Consider the following 16,569-nt stretch of genomic DNA (forward strand, 5'->3'; position numbering starts at 1 on the left):
TTTTTAAGCGGAAATACGTTAATCTTTCAGTATAATAAAACGATTGTCTTGTTTTGTTTGCACAACTTTTATTTTTTTGAAATAATCAATTAAAATATTGCGAATCAAATAATCTGTTTCGTGAATTTGAACAGGATTTTGGAAAAAGACCATTCCGTCACCGCCATTCATCAAATAATCAGAAGTGGCTACGAAATAAGTCGCTTCCGGATTAATAGGCTGATTATGAAGTAAAAACTTTTTAATTTCAGCATTTTCAGTTATTTGTAATTCAATTTGATGTGAAAGCGGATGCGGTTTTTTCGCTTTTGCCAAATAATCAGCTAACTCATTGATTTTATTGCCTTTCATTTCCAAAACCACCATTTTATTCTCAAAAGGCATCAAGTTGTAAGCCGTCCCGACGGTTACGTCTCCGGCTAACAAATCCGAGCGTATTCCTCCTGAATTAAGTAGCACAAAATCAATTTGTTTCCCTGTTTTTTTCAAAAAAATAGGATTTACAATTTCAAACGACGCTTCGGCAAATAAATTTCCAAGTGCCGTATTGGCTTGGTTTCCGTCTTTTTGCAAAAGCACGGGATTCTGCGCCAAAACCAACGCCATTTCTTGCTGTACGTGCTTTCTGTAAGGACTTATAAACGCATCAATATCAACAACTTCATTCATTTCAGGCGAAACTTCAATATTTTTCCCTTCAATTGAAGCAAGTTTACGAACCGATGATTTACACGAAAAAATCAAACAAATTGTTACAATTAAAACAAAAAAATGAGCTAATCGCAAATTAAAATTCTTCATAATAAGTAATCTTTTTTAAAATTTATCTGTACCTTTGCAAACAGACCGTAAAAGTAAAACAATTTTGGAATTTCTAAAAAATTATTTCCTAAAAAATCAAATTCAAAAGAATTTAAAAACCTTAGAATCCTATTCTTCAAGGCTTTGTGCAGGCATTACAAAAGTGGCTTGCCTTGTTGATATGAACGAGGTTAAAGATATTGACCCGTTGCTTGATTTGGTCAAATTTTACAACATTCGCCCCGAAAATTACATTTTTTTAGGGTACAAACGTCAATCGGAAGAAACTCACACCAATGGCGTTCCTTTTTTGATTGACAAGGAAATTAACTGGCGGGGAAAAGTGCGTAACTATCACGCCGACAGACTTTCAGAACAGGAATATGACATTTTGATAAATTACTTCAACCAACCGAAATTGCCTTTACTTTTGCTTTCATCCTCAGTTAAAGCCAAATTGCGTATTGGTTTCGAAGGCATTGAAAATCAGTTTAATGACGTAATTATCAATTGCAAACTGGATGACAAATCGGTTTTCACCACCGAGGTAAAAAAGGTTTTGGCAACCATCGTAAAATAAACTAAAAAATAAAACGTATGAAACAACTAAAAGGAACAGGCGTGGCAATGATTACGCCATTTACAGCTGATAATAAAGTAGATACAAAATCATTGAGCCGTTTGGTGAATTATGTAATTGACGGCGGTGTGGAGTACATCGTTGTTTTGGGAACAACCAGCGAAGCTCCTACTCTAACCAAAGATGAAAAAAAATTGGTTTGCGAAACCATCATCGAAGCGAATAAAAAACGGGTTCCGCTCGTTATCGGAATTGGTGGGAACAACACGCAAAATATTATAGATGAAATAAATACCACTGACTTATCCGAATTTTCGGCAATTTTATCGGTTACACCTTATTATAATAAGCCCTCACAAAACGGATTGTATGCTCACTTTTCGGAAATTGCCAAAAACGCTCCGCTTCCCGTGATTTTGTACAACGTTCCGGGACGTACCGGAATTTCAATGACAGCCGAAACTACAAACCAATTGGCAAAGAAGTTTGATAACATCGTGGCTATCAAAGAAGCATCGGGCGATTTGATGCTGAATATGAGCATAATAAAAGACAAACCAGAGGAATTTCTCCTTATTTCAGGTGATGATTTCACCACATTGCCTTCCGTTTTGATGGGTAGTTCGGGCGTGATTTCCGTAATCGGGATTGCCTTTCCGGAAGAATTTTCCGAAATGGTACGACTCGGACTTAGAGGCGAAGTTGAAAAAGCCCGTAGCATTCATTATCAATTAATAAAACAAACACATTTGGCTTTCAAAGAAGGTAATCCGATGGGAATCAAGGCTATACTGGCAGAAAAAGGATTATGCCAACCTCACGTTCGTTTGCCTTTGGTTGAAGCCTCCAATTCCTTAAAAACCGAAATAAAAGCTGAATTACAAACAATTAGCAAATTATAATAAATTAAAAAGTAGCGATTTTGAGATTTCAAAATCGCTACTTTTTTTAGTTAGTTCCGCTTCTTTTTCAATTGAATCACCGTAATTTCAGGCCAAATCCCGATTCTTCCCGGAAAAGCGTGATAGCCAAATCCGCGATTGACATTCAAGTTTTTACCTTTTTCGTTGTACATTCCACCCCAATATTTATACTTCCACTCTGATGGACTCCATTTTATAAGTCCCTCTATTTCAATACCTAACTGCATTCCGTGCGTATGCCCGCTAAGTGTTAATTGTATATTTTTATTTTGAGGCAACACTTCGTATTCCCAATGTGTCGGGTCGTGGCTTAGTAAAATTTTAAAATCCTCATTGGCAACATTCTGCATTGCTTTTTTCAAATCGCCGTATTTTGAAAATCGCCCATAGCCCCAGTTTTCAACTCCGATAATGGCAATTCGTTCTCCGTTTTTTTCAATATAACGATGGTCATTCAAAATCAAATCAAAACCCATTTCTCGTTGTATATCTTTCAGTTTTTCAAGGTTTTGCATTTTTGCCTCGGGTGTTTCCCAAGTAGAATAATCTCCGTAATCGTGATTTCCTAAAACGGAAAATACGCCGTCTTTGGCTTTCAATTGTTTGAAAACGTCCTTCCACGGAAGCAATTCCTCTGCCAGATTATTAACAATGTCGCCCGTAATCATAATGGCATCGCTCCCTTGCTGATTTACCAAGTCAATCCCCCGCCGGACTTTTTCTTTATTATCCAGACTTCCGCTATGAATATCAGACAATTGCGTAATCGTGTAACCATCAAAGGCTTCGGGTAAATCTTCATAGTAAAGCGTATATTTCCAAACTTTGTAATGGAATTTTCCTTTGGTTGCACCATAAGCAGCCAATGCCAGCGGAACAAAAGCTACAATGAGCGTCAATAAACTCACCGTTTTTTTTCTGCTTATAAACCCTTTATTTTCAACACTTTTACCACGAAATAAAACCGAAAAAATTCTTACAATATCTTCCAAAAACAACCCGATGGACATTATTAGTAAAATCACGCTCCACACCAGCAAAGCGCCCATTGAATATTGTTGAAAAACCGTCCAAACCGCTTTGGTGCGAAAAAGCCATTGCAAAAATACATTTGCGACAAGCAATACTGAAATTCCTCCAAAAACATAACAGCCTATTTTAGAAACTTTTAGCGTTTTGAGCACTTGAACGGCGTAAAACGTCAGCAAAAAATAAACAATTATAAATAAAATTAAAAAAACATACATATTTTCAGTGAAATATAGTTAAAAATTATTATTTTTGGTAATATCTGACCCAATCAACATACATACGAACAGGCTCTTGAAAATCAGTAACTTCACCAACCCACGAACCCCCTAACTGCATATCAATCAGCAAGTAAAATGGCTTCCCGAACGGAAATTGTTCCGGCTTTCCTTCAATGCGAGGATATGAAAACGTAAATTGATTATTGACGTAAAAACGCAATTCATCAGGCTGAATTTCCACAGCATATGCATTATAATCATCTGATTTTATCGGAAATGTAGTATAATGTTTAGGAAATTCCTTATGAGTCTGTGTGTATCGGCTATGCACTGTTTGATACACAAAATCATCAAAATTAAGCCGTTCCATAATGTCAATTTCTCCTCCATCAGGCCATTTTTCTTCTTTTGGAAGCATCCAAATAGCAGGCCACGCACCTTGTGCAACTTCAAGTTTACAACAAATCTCAATTTTTCCGTAATCAAAATATTTTCCGCCTTTGGTAAAAACACCTCCCGTTACAAAAGCCGAGCTATCTTTCGGATCAATGTCATTTGTCTTGCCAATCAGAATCAAATTTCCGTCTTTTATCTCAAAAAGAGATTCGTGTTGACTCATCGTATTATTCCAATCAGATTTTCCCCGCGAAATTTTTGACCAAATCCCCGTACTAAAAATATCATCTCGATTGAAATCATCTTCCCAAACCAATCGCCATTTCTCTTTTTTAGTTTCAGAATTAACAACTGACTTACAAGAAATTACAACAATAAAAACACAAAAAGCAATTACTATGTTCTTCATAATAAACAGGGAAAAATTTGATTTTTGGATTCGGAATTTTGAATTAAGTTGATACCGTTCAAACTTTAATAAATAAAAATCATTTTACCTTAAAGCATTCATAATCAACTTAATTTGCTCCACACTTGAAATTGGGCGAACCGACTCGTCCAGAAAAGCAGCCGTATTGAACGAAAAAGGCATCTCGCTTGCAGATTTCTCAAAAATCGTTCCGGAAAAATGAACCTCGCTAAATCCGGCTTCTTTGATTTTCACAATCGTTTGCGGATTGATTCCACCGCCGGGCATAATCGTAATTTTTCCGTCAGCAACTGAATTTAAGCATTTTAGTAAATCCAATCCTTCCACCGCCGATTTTTTTCCACCGGAAGTTAAAATGCGTTTTACGCCCAATTTTTTCAAAATTTCAAGAGCTTCCAACGAATCGGGAACGCAATCAAACGCTCGGTGATAAATAAAATCAATCTCGCCCGCCGCCTCAATAAGCCGCTTAGTTCGCTCTTCATCAATCGTATTATCTGCATTTAAAACGCCTGTAACCACGCCTTTACAACCCAATTCTCTGCAAAAAGCAATATCGCGAAGCATCACGTCAAATTCGGCATCGGTATATGTAAAATTTCCACTTCGCGGACGAATTAGCACGCAATTTTCAATAGAAAGTTCGTCCATTACTTTTTTTATAAGTCCGTAACTTGGCGTGATACCGCCAACACCCAATTCGCTACATAATTCAATGCGGCTTGCCCCAGCCAATTGTGCGTTTTTAGCTGATTCAAAAGAACTTGCACAAATTTCAAAAATCATAATCAATCGTATTTTATTAAATGAATGAATAAAAAAATGATGAAAAAATTATCTTTTTTCAATTTTGAACGCAAAAATACGATTAATAAATGATTATTTTCTTATATTTGTTGCTGTAAGCGTAAAACTTAATATTCTTTTAACAAAAATGGAACGTCAATTAACCGTAAAATACACCATTTTCAACAGCATTGATGAACTGCCCAATGCGATGCAAAAATTAATGAGTGAAGCAATCAAAGCTCGGGAGAATGCCTACGCCCCTTATTCGGGATTTAAGGTGGGAGCCGCCGTTCGGTTGCAAAACGGAGAAATTTGCATTGGTTCCAATCAGGAAAATGCGGCTTATCCGTCGGGCTTATGTGCTGAACGTGTGGCGATTTACCAAGCCTCAGCCCGCTTCCCAAACGAAATTATCGAAGCCATTGCCCTAACAGGAACTGCCACCGAACCCACAGAACAACCCGTTTCGCCCTGCGGAGCTTGTCGGCAGTCACTTTCGGAATATGAAATACGTCAGAACCAACCTATTAGCATCTATTTTATGGGAGCTTGCGGAAAAATAATTCAGGTGTATTCCATCAAAGATTTACTTCCTTTTCTGTTTGACGGAAGTCTTTTGTGATGAATAAAAAAACGAGATAATTTAAAACTATTCGTTTATTATCAACTTTTTATTAATTGCGGAGCGGTTTCCCGTTTTGTAACATATATTCAATACGTTCCAAGGTTTTACGTTCGGTACAGAGTGACAAAAAGGCTTCTCTTTCCAGTTCCAACAAATATTGTTCCGAAACGAAAGTAGGCTCGGAAAGGTCGCCACCCGCCATTACATAAGCCAGTTTGTCGGCTATTTTTTTGTCGTATTCCGAAATGTAATTTCCTTCTCGCATTGAATCCGTTCCAACCAAAAGCGTTGCAAGTAACTGCCTTCCAAAAACCTTAATATCAGAACGTTGTAAAGGTTGTGTGTAACCGGCTTCGGCAAGGAGCAAGGCTTGTTTTTTGGCTTCGGCAATTTGTCGTATCTTGCTCATAATCACCACATCTTTCCCTTTTTGCAAAATATCCCAATCGAAGGCTTCATACGCCGAAGTTGAAACTTTTGCCATCGCGATTGTCAAGAAATATTCCTGCAAACGATTCAGTGCTACATCATTCTTCCGTAAAGAATCAGAAGCCCTCATTGTCAGTTCCTTAGTTCCACCGCCTCCGGGAATTACACCTACGCCCAATTCCACCAAACCGATATACGTTTCGGCTGCTGCCACCACTTTATCGGCGTGCAGACAAAGTTCACAACCGCCGCCCAACGTCATTCCGTGTGGTGCGGCGACGGTTGGCACGGACGAATATCGCATACGCATCATCGTGTCTTGAAAGTACTTGATTGTCATATACAATTCGTCATACTTTTGTTCAGTTGCCATCATCAAAATGGTTTCGATATTGGCTCCTACTGAAAAGTTAGCTCCCTGATTACCAACAACTAAGCCTTCATAATATTTTTCTGCCAAATCAATGGTTTTATTGATTCCTTGAAGTACACCGCCCCCGATGGTGTTCATTTTTGAATGAAATTCCAGATTTAAAATCCCGTCACCCAAATCTAAAATTCGGGATTCGGCATTTTGCCAAATCGTTTTTGACGGACGAATATTCTCCAAAATAATAAATCCTTCTTGTTCTGATTTTTTTACATATTTTTTTGCTGAAACATCATAATAATATGATAATCCGTCTTTTAACTTATGAAAAGATTCATTACCCGAAGCTAGCATTTCAGTAACCCACAAGGCAGGCTGATACCCTTCGGATTGCATCAACGCAACACCTTCTTGCACGCCAATAGCCTCCCAAATTTCAAACGGACCGTTCTGCCAGCCGAAACCTGCTTTCATCGCATCGTCAATCCGATAAAGCTCATCGGAAATTTCAGGAATGCGATTTTGAACGTAAGCAAACAAAGCGGCAAACGTTTTTCTGTAAAATTCACCTGCTTTATCTGTGCCTTTTATCAAAATCGGCAAGCGTTCAAGTACATTTTCAATGGATTTTGTGATTTCCAAAGTAGGAAATGACACTTTTTTCGGCGTTTCATACTCCATTGTATCCAGATTTAGCTCCAAAATTTCACTTTTTCCGTCATCGGAAGCCGTTTTTTTGTAAAATCCCTGCTTGGTTTTCTCGCCTAAATACTGATTTTCCATCATCTTTTGGATAAAATCAGGGAGAATGAATGTATTTTTCGCCTCATCATTCGGGCAATTTTGAGCCAATCCGTTAGCTACGTGTACCAAAGTATCCAAACCTACTAAATCAGCCGTGCGGAAAGTTGCCGATTTTGGGCGACCAATCACAATGCCCGTTAGTTTATCCACTTGCGAAACGCTCAATCCTAAGGATTTCATTGTGTGAAAAATATGCATTATTCCAAAAATTCCGATTCGGTTTCCGATGAAAGCCGGCGTATCTTTGGCTAAAACGGGAGTTTTTCCTAAAAATTTTTCTCCGTAAGATATAAGAAAATCAATCACTTCAGGTTTGCAATCCACATTTGGAATCACCTCAAAAAGTTGCAAGTAACGCGGTGGATTAAAAAAATGCGTGATGGCGAAGTGTTTTTTAAAATCATCGCTTCGTCCTTCGCTCATAAACGCAACGGGAATCCCTGAGGTATTGGAAGTTACGAGCGTTCCTGACGTTCTGTATTGGTCGATTTTTTCAAATATGGCTTTTTTAACCTCCAACCGCTCTATAACGGCTTCGATTATCCAATCGGCGTCTTTGATTTGTGCAATATCATCTTTTAAATTTCCGGTTTTGATGTGATTGGCAAAATTTTGATGATAAATAGGCGAAGGTTTTGATTTTAAGATTTTTGCCAAATTGTCATTTACAATTCTGTTTCTCACTTGTTTATCGGCGAGCGACCAGCCTTTTTTGAGTTCATTTTCGGTAAGCTCTTTCGGAAGGATGTCCAACAAAATGACCTTCACGCCAATATTAGCAAAATGACAAGCGATAGCGCCTCCCATAATCCCCGAGCCGATAACCGCAACTTTTTTAATTCTTCGTTTCATAATTCATTTATTTTTAATCACATAGCTTTAAACTATTGTACCGGTCTGAACAAAAAAAACTTATAAAAGTATGTTATGCGAGAAAGAAAACAAAAAAGATACATCTTTTGATGTATCTTTTACTATTTTTAATTTTCCTTAAAACAATCGTTCAAAGAAATTTTTCCGAATTTCATCTGATGAATTGTTGGTTTCAGTGGCGAATAATTTTTCAAAGAAACTTTTGCGTTTTTCGTTCATCGCATTATTCACGTGATAAATGGAATCAGGCACTTCGTGCTGCTCGTGTCCGTTTGACAATGACGGAGAAACTGCTAATCCGGCTGCAAGCAAATCACTTTCTGCTTCTGATAGAATACTGATAATGAAGTCAATATAATCTTTTCCTTGCTTTACTAAATAATTTTTAAAGAAACGATGACTCAACTCAATGCCTCCTATTTTTTCAAGTTTCAACAAGGTTTCATAAAAAGGTGCCACGTAATTGTCCACCACACTCTGCGGAACCGCTTTCCGTTTGCCTACATAACCGAAAATATTCCCCGTTTCATCTCTATGTATTTCAAAATCAGTAACAACCCAATAATATCTACCTGATTTTGCCAAGTTTTTGACAATTCCGATGAAATTATTTCCCTGTTTGAGGTTCTCCCACAACATTTTGAAAATAATTTTCGGCATATCGGGATGACGAATTATACTATGAGGCTGCCCAACAAGCTCATCAATCGTATATCCGGAAACGTCCGAAAACACGCTATTCACGCTTGTTATTGTGCCAAAACTATCTGTTTCACTGATTATTATCTTTGTTTTGTCCCAAAGTACTTCTTTGTTAATGGGATTAGGTTTTGTCATCTTAAATTCTCTTACTCATTAAAAATAAACCTTACTTGACAAAAAGTTTTTCAAACGAAAATACTTTTCTAAACAACTCACTTTCAATAAAATAAAGCAAGCGTAAAAACCTACTTTTTCCAGAAAGCGTAAACCTACTGTTGCACAATAAGGCAACAGCTTTCTTAAAAAAAGCTTTTTCACTGATTTAGAAGTATTTATTTACTTTAATTCAGTTATCAGCATCCACCCTGCAAAGTTAGAAAAAAAAGAAGTTTATACTAAGTTTTATATCTTATTTTTTTGCTAAAATTCTCAATTTATTTAACATAATTTTAGAAATAAATCACAAAAAAAAACTATAAAAACAATTGCCATTCTAAAAAATCAAAGTATCTTTTGATAAATATAAACATCTTTAAAGGTTCCTTGTGAAAATATCCAATCTTTTTTAAGTCCGTATGTTCTGAAATTCAATTTATTAAATAAACGTTTACTTGCCAAATTATCTTCTGAAATGTAGGCAATTAATTGATATAAATCCAAGTTTTTTTTGCTGTGGCTTATCAAATTTTCTAACGCTTTTTGGGCATATCCCTGCTTTCGATACGGATGCAAAATGGCAATGCCCACACAAGCCCGTTTATTTTTAGGGTCAAAATCATACAAATCAATGCAACCAACCAACTGATTATCATCTAAATAAATCACATACCGAAATTGTTTTGCCTGATAAATATCCTGAGATGCGTTTTCTATATAATTTCGTAACAAATGCTTTGAAAAAGGAATCTGAGTTTGGCTTACTTCCCATAAATCTTCATCATTTTCAAGCACATACAAAAAATCAATATCCTCAGGCTCCAATGCCCTAAGTTTGCAATTTTTAATTTCCATAACCCAACTAAAAAGTGTAACTATTTATTTTTTTAAATATTTACAGAAATATTTCCTTCAAAAACAAAAGTTGCACTTCCGCAAAGGTACACATTTTTATAATGATTCGCTTCTTTTTCAAAAAGAACTTTTAAATCTCCGCCAAGCGTCTTGATAAAAACCTCATTATCAAGCGTTTTATTTTGATGAAACATTGAAATAGCCACTGCCGTAACTCCCGTTCCGCAAGAATAAGTTTCATCTTCCACACCGCGTTCATAGGTGCGAACCCGAAACGTTTTTTCATCAAATTGCGTTACAAAATTGACGTTGCTTCCTCCTTGATTGCTGTAAAGCACTCCGTATCTGATTTTAGCTCCTTCGGATTTAACATCAACAGTATCAACATTTTCAACCATTTGAACGTGATGGGGTGACCCCGTATCCAAAAAGGAATAACCATCTTCTACACGAATATCAGTCACGTCTTTCATTTGCAACTTAACTTGCTCATTACCATCAATTTGAGCAGAATGCTTCCCATCAGTCGCTATAAAAAAAGCCTTATCGGTGATGATTTTCAACTGTTTGGCAAAAGCTACCGTGCATCGCCCCCCATTGCCGCACATTGAACTTTCATTGCCATCGGAATTGTAATACACCATCTTAAAATCGTAATTTTCAGCATTTTCTAACAAAATAAGTCCGTCAGCACCAATCCCAAACCTCCGATGACACAAAAATTCAACTAACTTTTTATCATTTTTTGGAAAAAAACCGGTACGATTATCAATCATCACAAAATCATTTCCGGTTCCTTGATATTTATAAAAGTGGATATTCATTTTTGAAAATAATATTCTTTTTCAAGAATATAAAAGTTAAAATTATTTTAAATATTCTAAAAGCTGTAATACCAAAAAGGCAAAAGGCGACGCAAATAGAAGACTATCCAAACGATCAAGCAAGCCACCGTGTCCGGGCAAAATAGTACCACTATCTTTCACTTTGGCAGCACGCTTAAAGCCCGATTCAACCAAGTCGCCAACAGTTCCGGTAAAGACCAAAACTGCTGCCAAAACAATCCATTCCCACGCTTCTTTACTGCTATACAGCGAGATAACAACTGCCGTAATGATGGCTCCTACCAATCCGCCGATAAAACCTTCAATCGTCTTTTTAGGTGAAATGCGTTCAAATAATTTATGCTTTCCGAACGATTTTCCGGCTAAATACGCAAAACTGTCACTTGCCCAAATGACACATAAAATGCCAATCATCGTAAGTTGTGCATCAAATAACGAATACGAAAGTAAATATTCATTTTTGTAAATCAACGGAATAAAAACACAGCCCCCTCCTATATATAACAAACTGATTATCAGCTTATAATTGTTGTCACGAAGTTTTAACGGTGTTCTTTCATAAAAAAGCAGTAACAGCAGATAAACATTGGTGAGTATGGTAAATAAAAGGAAAATATAAACCGAAAAAATACTTACACGTAAATGGATAAACAGCCACCATAAAAATAAAAAAATGATGAATACGTGCAAGCCTCTAAGCCTTATAAGTCTCTTAAACTCAAACAAACAGATAATTCCGAAGGTTAAGAATAAGAAATCAAACGCCCCCGCATCTAACATAATTGCCGAGAGCAACAGAAAAATATAAATAAAACCCGTTAAGGCTCGCTTAAACAATTCATTCACAGCTTATTAATTTTCAGATTTATAAATCTTCCAACAAAATCAAATAGGTTTTTTTGTAGGTTCCGCCGTAGTTCATAATATCGTTTTTACTGCGATTCTCTTTAAAACTACGAAGCGTTACCAAGCCCGTTGGTTTGCGTCTGGGCGGATATTTGGAATTAATCCCCTGCATCCCTTCGGTTATATCTTTTACCATTTGACTGGTTTTGGCAAAAACAATAAAAGTTTCGGGAAGTTCATCAGTTCTTTTTTGTCGCAACTGATTCGATGAAAGCATTATACCCCCAAGTGACGTTATTAAATACTCACAATCAGTTAAATACACATTTGATATTTCATAATCAGACGTAAAAAGCGACTCGTGTTCTTCAAACATCGTTCGCAATGCGTCGTTTGAAACATTCATTTTCACATAAATCCCAATTTCTTTCAAAATATTGCGAAAAACAGCCTGTACCTCAACATCGGAAGTGCAATAAATGAATTTCCCTCCGTTTTCATTAAACCGGATGGCAAACTGCTCATCGGCGGGCAAATTCTCATACGAAACCACATTTTGCGGAGAATTTTCTTTTTTTGTTTCTGTATTTCGGCTATTAAATATTTTTCTAAATAAATTCATTAATTTACTACATTTTTAAGTAGTTATATGCAAACAACGGGTAAAGATACAAAAAAACTTGATTGAATTTTGAAAAACAATCAAGTTTTTATGATTTTTATTTTAGTTTTATTCGTTTCAGCTCAACAAAAATAACGTTAAAACACTAACTTTCAACAAGTTGCTCTTCAATTGTTTTAAACTTACGTTCGCCAAAAATATTTTCTAAATCCTCTTTAAAAATCACTTCCCGTTCCAATAAAAGATTTGCCAAAGCGATTAGTTTTTCTTTATTTTCAATAAGAATTTGAATGGCGCGTTGGTATTGCCCTTCAATGATTTTTGAAATTTCTTGGTCAATCAAATTAGCCGTTATTTCACTATACGGTTTGGTAAATCCGTAATCAGATTGCCCCGATGAATCATAATAAGTCAGGTTACCGACCTTGTCATTCAAACCATAAACCGTTACCATCGCACGGGCTTGTTTGGTAACTTTTTCAAGGTCACTGAGAGCTCCGGTTGAAATTTTATCGAAAATAACTTTCTCGGCGGCACGCCCTCCTAAGGCTGCACACATTTCATCAAGAATTTGTTCGGTTCGAACAATTTGCCGCTCTTCGGGCAAATACCAAGCCGCCCCAAGAGACTGACCACGTGGCACAATGGTTACCTTTACCAGTGGGGCAGCGTGCTCCAAAAGCCAACTAACCGTTGCGTGTCCGGCTTCGTGATAGGCAATGGCTTTACGTTCTTCGGCAGTGATTATTTTGGTTTTCTTTTCCAATCCGCCGATAATTCGGTCAACGGCATCTAAAAAATCTTGTTTGTTTACCGATGTTTTTCCTTTTCGGGCTGCAATAAGCGCTGCTTCGTTACACACATTGGCTATATCGGCACCCGAAAATCCGGGAGTTTGCTTGGCTAAAAAGTCAATATCAAGTGTTTCAGCCGTTTTAATGGGACGTAAATGCACCTCAAAAATTTGCTTTCGCTCGTTCAAATTAGGCAATTCCACATAAATCTGACGGTCAAAACGCCCGGCACGCATCAAGGCTTTATCCAAAATATCGGCGCGGTTTGTGGCAGCCAACACAATAACATTGGTGTGCGTACCAAAACCATCCATTTCGGTAAGCAACTGATTTAATGTATTTTCTCTTTCATCATTAGCGCCCGTGAAATTATTTTTACCTCTGGCACGTCCAATGGCATCAATTTCGTCAATAAAAATAATTGCCGGCGATTTTTCTTTGGCTTGCTTGAACAAATCACGCACGCGCGAAGCCCCTACCCCAACAAACATTTCAACAAAATCAGAACCCGAAAGCGAGAAGAAAGGCACTTGCGCCTCACCCGCCACGGCTTTTGCCAGCAAGGTTTTTCCGGTTCCGGGTGGACCAACTAGCAGCGCCCCACGCGGAATTTTCCCTCCTAATGAGGTATATTTATCCGGATTTTTTAAGAAATCAACAATCTCTTGCACCTCTTCCTTAGCGCCTTCCAAACCGGCAACATCTTGAAACGTTACGCGCACTTCCTTCTTTTCATCAAAAAGACGCGCTTTTGACTTGCCGATGCTGAACAACTGCCCGCCACCGGCACCTCCCGCCATTCGGCGCATAATGAAAATCCAAAGGGCAATTACCAAAATAAACGGCGCAAAGGTTGTCAAAATATCGCCTAAAAAGTTCTGTTGCGTTTTGTTTTCGCGCTCAGTAGTCAGGTTATTTTCTTGTACGATTTGGTCAAATTTATTCTCAAAATTGCTCAAATCACCCAATTCAAAACGATATTGAGGTACTTCGGTTTGTGCAGTGGCGTTTTGCAACATACCGCCACCGGGTTTTACTGCCTTGTGTTCTTCTTTATTTAGGGCATCAGGCGTTAGGTAAACATTTGCTTCTTTTCGATTGACAATCACCGTTTTACTGATATCACCATTACGCAAATATTCCATAAATTTTGACTGCGGAATTTCCTTAGGCTGGTTCCACAGAGTTCCGTCTGAGAAAAGATTAAATCCTAAAATTACAGCGATTAAAATGGCGTAAATCCAATATGCTGAAAATCGGGGTTTATTTGTTTTATTATCTGACATATTAATAGTTCGTTTCTATATTTATTGTTTTTGCGTCTCCCCACAACCCTTCAATGTCGTAGTGTTCACGTATTCTTTTTTGAAAAATATGCACCACCACATCCACGTAATCCATCAAAATCCATTCGGCATTACTTTCACCTTCAACGTGCCAAGGTTTTACGTTGCCATCTGCCTGGCTCACTGTTTTTTGAACCGCTCCGGCAATGGCACTCACTTGGGTGTTTGACGAGCCGTTACACAATATGAAATAATCACACACCGTATTTTCAATGCCACGCAAATCCATTATGGTTATGTCATCTCCTTTTACTTTTTCAATCCCTGATATAATATTGGTAATTAATTGATTTGAAGTAATTTCCTTATCTGATATCATCCTCTGTATTAAATATTTTTTATTAAACCAGTTTCTTTTTTACACAACGAACGGCAAAGATAGTACTAAAAAATATATTTTGATGAAAAAAAGAAAAAAAAATGCAATTTTGGTTGAAGATACACAGTTATACGTGGTTACGCAACGATGCATTGCATCCGTCCTTACAACAAAACACCTCACCACAATCCATAGCATACAAACATCAACGTAGGGTAAACCATTTTTTGTCCTTACGAATTATCTGCACACAAAAAACACAAAAACCAATGGATTTACATCATTGATAAGCAATCTATTGCGTATCTACGTAGAGGCGTATTGCACACGCCCTTACAACAGCACCAATCCCAAACGATTTATTCTTTTGTAACCCCAAAAAAGTGCAAACACCAAAGGATTGATACTTTCTTGACCCCAAAAAAGCGTAAATCCGTAAGAGTTCATACAGTTTTGGGGTCAAAACAGCATAAAAACATACGGATTTACAAAAATATGACATCAAAATAATGAAAAAACTTCGGCATTTACATCATTTTGTATTAAAAACAGAACAAACCGTATCCGTTTACTACATTCCTAACTTGTTATCAATAGCATACGCCATATCGGCAATAATGGTTTTGTGTTTTCTGACAAACGGATTCTCATCGTCCCACACATAGCCTGCCAAAACGGAACAAATCTTTTCCTTAACCTGCTCGTTTTCGGGGCGGTGAAAAAAAAGCGTTTGCAAATTACCTGTATACCATTCCTTAACATACGACTTAAAAACGCTGATACCTTTCATCATATACGCGGCATAATCCTTCTCCCAATCCACCGGCTCACCGGCAAGGTAGCGTTTGACCAACTTGGCGGCCAGCATACCCGACTCGGTGGCAAAAGCAACGCCCGATGAAAAGACGGGGTCTAAAAACTCGGTGCTGTTGCCCGTCAGTACATAGCCCTCGCCGTACAATTGCTTCACAGAACAGGAATAACTTTCGATTTTATGCGGCGTGAACAAAAAATCGGCTTTTTCAAATCGGTTTCGGTAAAAATCAGACGAGCTGATAACCTTACGAAGCGCCTCTTCGGTGTTTCCCGTCGGGGACAAACCATTGATATAACTCGTAGGTCCTACCACGCCCACGCTGGTGTTTCCGTTTGAAAAAGGAATAACCCACAGCCAAACCTCACGTTGCAGCACATCAAAAGAGATTAGCGTACCTTCCACCCCCTCAGGACGTTGCCCCTCATAGATATGCGTGAAGATAGAGGAATGGTCATCTAATTTTGAAGGGCTGTTTAAGTTAAGCAAACGGGGCAATACACGTCCGTAACCACTGGCGTCGATAACATACTTGGCGTGAATTTCATACTGCTCACCGTTTTTATTGCGCACTTGGGCAACTTGCCCCTGCGGAGCGAATTGCACGTCAAGCACTTCGGTTTCAAAATCCAACGAAACCCCTTTACGGATAATCTCTTGGGCAAGGGTATTGTCAAAATCGGCTCGCGGCACTTGCCAAGTCCAGTCCCAGCCTTTGGTGAACTTCTTGCTGAAATCAAAATGGCACACCTGTTCTCCTCTGATAAAGCGCGCTCCGGGCTTTTTCTCGAAATTCATCGCCATTAAAGCGGGTAGCAACCCCGCTTCATCGAAGTGATCCATCACCCGCGGGATAAGGCTTTCCCCGATAACCAAACGCGGAAATTTTGTTTTCTCAACCACTTTCACCTGCACACCATTAGTATGCAGATACGCCGCCGAAACGCATCCCGAAGGTCCGGCACCGATAATCAGTACATCTGTTTGTTGTTTTTTCATA

The 16,569-nt window shown here is 37.9% G+C and carries 17 protein-coding genes; 4 read left to right on the top strand and 13 right to left on the bottom strand.

Annotation, left to right across the window (positions count from 1 at the left end):
- Positions 1 to 18: 18 nt before the first annotated feature.
- Positions 19 to 801 (bottom strand): 5'-nucleotidase C-terminal domain-containing protein, encoded by a 783-nt coding sequence (locus Q4D72_RS04490; RefSeq protein WP_303076335.1) that lies wholly within the window; start codon positions 799 to 801, stop codon positions 19 to 21.
- 34 nt (positions 802 to 835) lie between these two features.
- Between Q4D72_RS04490 and Q4D72_RS04495 the strand changes: the two genes are divergently transcribed.
- On the top strand, positions 836 to 1,381 hold the full coding sequence (locus Q4D72_RS04495; protein ID WP_303076336.1) for a hypothetical protein: 546 nt from the start codon (positions 836 to 838) through the stop codon (positions 1,379 to 1,381).
- A 17-nt stretch (positions 1,382 to 1,398) separates the two neighbouring features.
- Positions 1,399 to 2,283, top strand: coding sequence for a 4-hydroxy-tetrahydrodipicolinate synthase (gene dapA / locus Q4D72_RS04500; RefSeq protein ID WP_303076337.1), 885 nt, complete (start codon positions 1,399 to 1,401; stop codon positions 2,281 to 2,283).
- Positions 2,284 to 2,333: 50 nt separating this feature from the next.
- On the opposite strand, the gene Q4D72_RS04505 is transcribed toward dapA, so the two are convergent.
- The 3 genes from Q4D72_RS04505 to Q4D72_RS04515 form a co-directional block, all read right to left on the bottom strand.
- Positions 2,334 to 3,551: a metallophosphoesterase gene (locus tag Q4D72_RS04505; protein WP_303076338.1), complete on the bottom strand. Its 1,218-nt coding sequence runs from the start codon at positions 3,549 to 3,551 to the stop codon at positions 2,334 to 2,336.
- Between the two features lie 28 nt (positions 3,552 to 3,579).
- Entirely contained in the window at positions 3,580 to 4,359 is a 780-nt protein-coding gene (locus Q4D72_RS04510; RefSeq protein WP_303076339.1) for a glycoside hydrolase family 16 protein, read from the bottom strand.
- Between the two features lie 84 nt (positions 4,360 to 4,443).
- Positions 4,444 to 5,166 carry a copper homeostasis protein CutC gene (locus Q4D72_RS04515; RefSeq protein ID WP_303076340.1) on the bottom strand — a complete coding sequence of 241 codons (723 nt, stop codon included), beginning with the start codon at positions 5,164 to 5,166 and terminating at the stop codon, positions 4,444 to 4,446.
- Positions 5,167 to 5,299: 133 nt separating this feature from the next.
- On the opposite strand from Q4D72_RS04515, the gene cdd reads away from it, so the two are divergent.
- Positions 5,300 to 5,791 carry a cytidine deaminase gene (gene cdd / locus Q4D72_RS04520; protein WP_303076402.1) on the top strand — a complete coding sequence of 164 codons (492 nt, stop codon included), beginning with the start codon at positions 5,300 to 5,302 and terminating at the stop codon, positions 5,789 to 5,791.
- Between the two features lie 52 nt (positions 5,792 to 5,843).
- On the opposite strand, the gene Q4D72_RS04525 is transcribed toward cdd, so the two are convergent.
- From Q4D72_RS04525 to rsfS, 8 genes are all read right to left on the bottom strand, one after another.
- Entirely contained in the window at positions 5,844 to 8,249 is a 2,406-nt protein-coding gene (locus Q4D72_RS04525; protein WP_303076341.1) for a 3-hydroxyacyl-CoA dehydrogenase NAD-binding domain-containing protein, read from the bottom strand.
- Positions 8,250 to 8,387: 138 nt separating this feature from the next.
- Entirely contained in the window at positions 8,388 to 9,107 is a 720-nt protein-coding gene (locus tag Q4D72_RS04530) for a PAS domain-containing protein (protein WP_303076342.1), read from the bottom strand.
- Positions 9,108 to 9,473: 366 nt separating this feature from the next.
- Entirely contained in the window at positions 9,474 to 9,983 is a 510-nt protein-coding gene (locus Q4D72_RS04535) for a GNAT family N-acetyltransferase (protein ID WP_303076343.1), read from the bottom strand.
- A gap of 32 nt (positions 9,984 to 10,015) precedes the next feature.
- A complete protein-coding gene (dapF, locus tag Q4D72_RS04540) occupies positions 10,016 to 10,807 on the bottom strand; it encodes a diaminopimelate epimerase (protein WP_303076344.1) in 792 nt (263 codons plus the stop codon).
- Between the two features lie 42 nt (positions 10,808 to 10,849).
- Positions 10,850 to 11,674: a phosphatidate cytidylyltransferase gene (locus Q4D72_RS04545; RefSeq protein ID WP_303076345.1), complete on the bottom strand. Its 825-nt coding sequence runs from the start codon at positions 11,672 to 11,674 to the stop codon at positions 10,850 to 10,852.
- Positions 11,675 to 11,693: 19 nt separating this feature from the next.
- Positions 11,694 to 12,296 carry an LUD domain-containing protein gene (locus Q4D72_RS04550; protein ID WP_303076346.1) on the bottom strand — a complete coding sequence of 201 codons (603 nt, stop codon included), beginning with the start codon at positions 12,294 to 12,296 and terminating at the stop codon, positions 11,694 to 11,696.
- A 145-nt stretch (positions 12,297 to 12,441) separates the two neighbouring features.
- Positions 12,442 to 14,376: an ATP-dependent zinc metalloprotease FtsH gene (gene ftsH, locus Q4D72_RS04555; protein ID WP_303076347.1), complete on the bottom strand. Its 1,935-nt coding sequence runs from the start codon at positions 14,374 to 14,376 to the stop codon at positions 12,442 to 12,444.
- 1 nt (position 14,377) lies between these two features.
- Positions 14,378 to 14,755, bottom strand: coding sequence for a ribosome silencing factor (rsfS, locus tag Q4D72_RS04560; protein WP_303076349.1), 378 nt, complete (start codon positions 14,753 to 14,755; stop codon positions 14,378 to 14,380).
- 101 nt (positions 14,756 to 14,856) lie between these two features.
- Here rsfS and Q4D72_RS04565 point away from each other — a divergent pair, with 101 nt between their 5' ends.
- Positions 14,857 to 15,042, top strand: a complete 186-nt coding sequence (locus Q4D72_RS04565; protein ID WP_303076350.1) for a hypothetical protein — start codon at positions 14,857 to 14,859, stop codon at positions 15,040 to 15,042.
- A 284-nt stretch (positions 15,043 to 15,326) separates the two neighbouring features.
- Here the strand turns inward: Q4D72_RS04565 and Q4D72_RS04570 are convergent, their stop codons facing one another.
- Positions 15,327 to 16,568, bottom strand: a complete 1,242-nt coding sequence (locus Q4D72_RS04570) for an NAD(P)/FAD-dependent oxidoreductase (RefSeq protein ID WP_303076352.1) — start codon at positions 16,566 to 16,568, stop codon at positions 15,327 to 15,329.
- Between the last annotated feature and the right edge of the window lies 1 nt (position 16,569).

The organism is Capnocytophaga sp. (genome assembly GCF_030532915.1).
In the GTDB taxonomy this organism is placed as follows: Bacteria; Bacteroidota; Bacteroidia; order Flavobacteriales; family Flavobacteriaceae; genus Capnocytophaga.

Excerpts from the sequence above, each read along its gene's own strand:
- Q4D72_RS04490 (WP_303076335.1), bottom strand. The coding sequence starts at position 801 with ATGAAGAATTTTAATTTGCGATTAGCTCATTTTTTTGTTTTAATTGTA.
- dapA (WP_303076337.1), top strand. The coding sequence starts at position 1,399 with ATGAAACAACTAAAAGGAACAGGCGTGGCAATGATTACGCCATTTACA.
- Q4D72_RS04505 (WP_303076338.1), bottom strand. The coding sequence starts at position 3,551 with ATGTATGTTTTTTTAATTTTATTTATAATTGTTTATTTTTTGCTGACG.
- Q4D72_RS04510 (WP_303076339.1), bottom strand. The coding sequence starts at position 4,359 with ATGAAGAACATAGTAATTGCTTTTTGTGTTTTTATTGTTGTAATTTCT.
- Q4D72_RS04515 (WP_303076340.1), bottom strand. The coding sequence starts at position 5,166 with ATGATTTTTGAAATTTGTGCAAGTTCTTTTGAATCAGCTAAAAACGCA.
- Q4D72_RS04525 (WP_303076341.1), bottom strand. The coding sequence starts at position 8,249 with ATGAAACGAAGAATTAAAAAAGTTGCGGTTATCGGCTCGGGGATTATG.
- Q4D72_RS04530 (WP_303076342.1), bottom strand. The coding sequence starts at position 9,107 with ATGACAAAACCTAATCCCATTAACAAAGAAGTACTTTGGGACAAAACA.
- Q4D72_RS04535 (WP_303076343.1), bottom strand. The coding sequence starts at position 9,983 with ATGGAAATTAAAAATTGCAAACTTAGGGCATTGGAGCCTGAGGATATT.
- dapF (WP_303076344.1), bottom strand. The coding sequence starts at position 10,807 with ATGAATATCCACTTTTATAAATATCAAGGAACCGGAAATGATTTTGTG.
- Q4D72_RS04550 (WP_303076346.1), bottom strand. The coding sequence starts at position 12,296 with ATGAATTTATTTAGAAAAATATTTAATAGCCGAAATACAGAAACAAAA.
- ftsH (WP_303076347.1), bottom strand. The coding sequence starts at position 14,376 with ATGTCAGATAATAAAACAAATAAACCCCGATTTTCAGCATATTGGATT.
- rsfS (WP_303076349.1), bottom strand. The coding sequence starts at position 14,755 with ATGATATCAGATAAGGAAATTACTTCAAATCAATTAATTACCAATATT.
- Q4D72_RS04565 (WP_303076350.1), top strand. The coding sequence starts at position 14,857 with ATGCAATTTTGGTTGAAGATACACAGTTATACGTGGTTACGCAACGAT.
- Q4D72_RS04570 (WP_303076352.1), bottom strand. The coding sequence starts at position 16,568 with ATGAAAAAACAACAAACAGATGTACTGATTATCGGTGCCGGACCTTCG.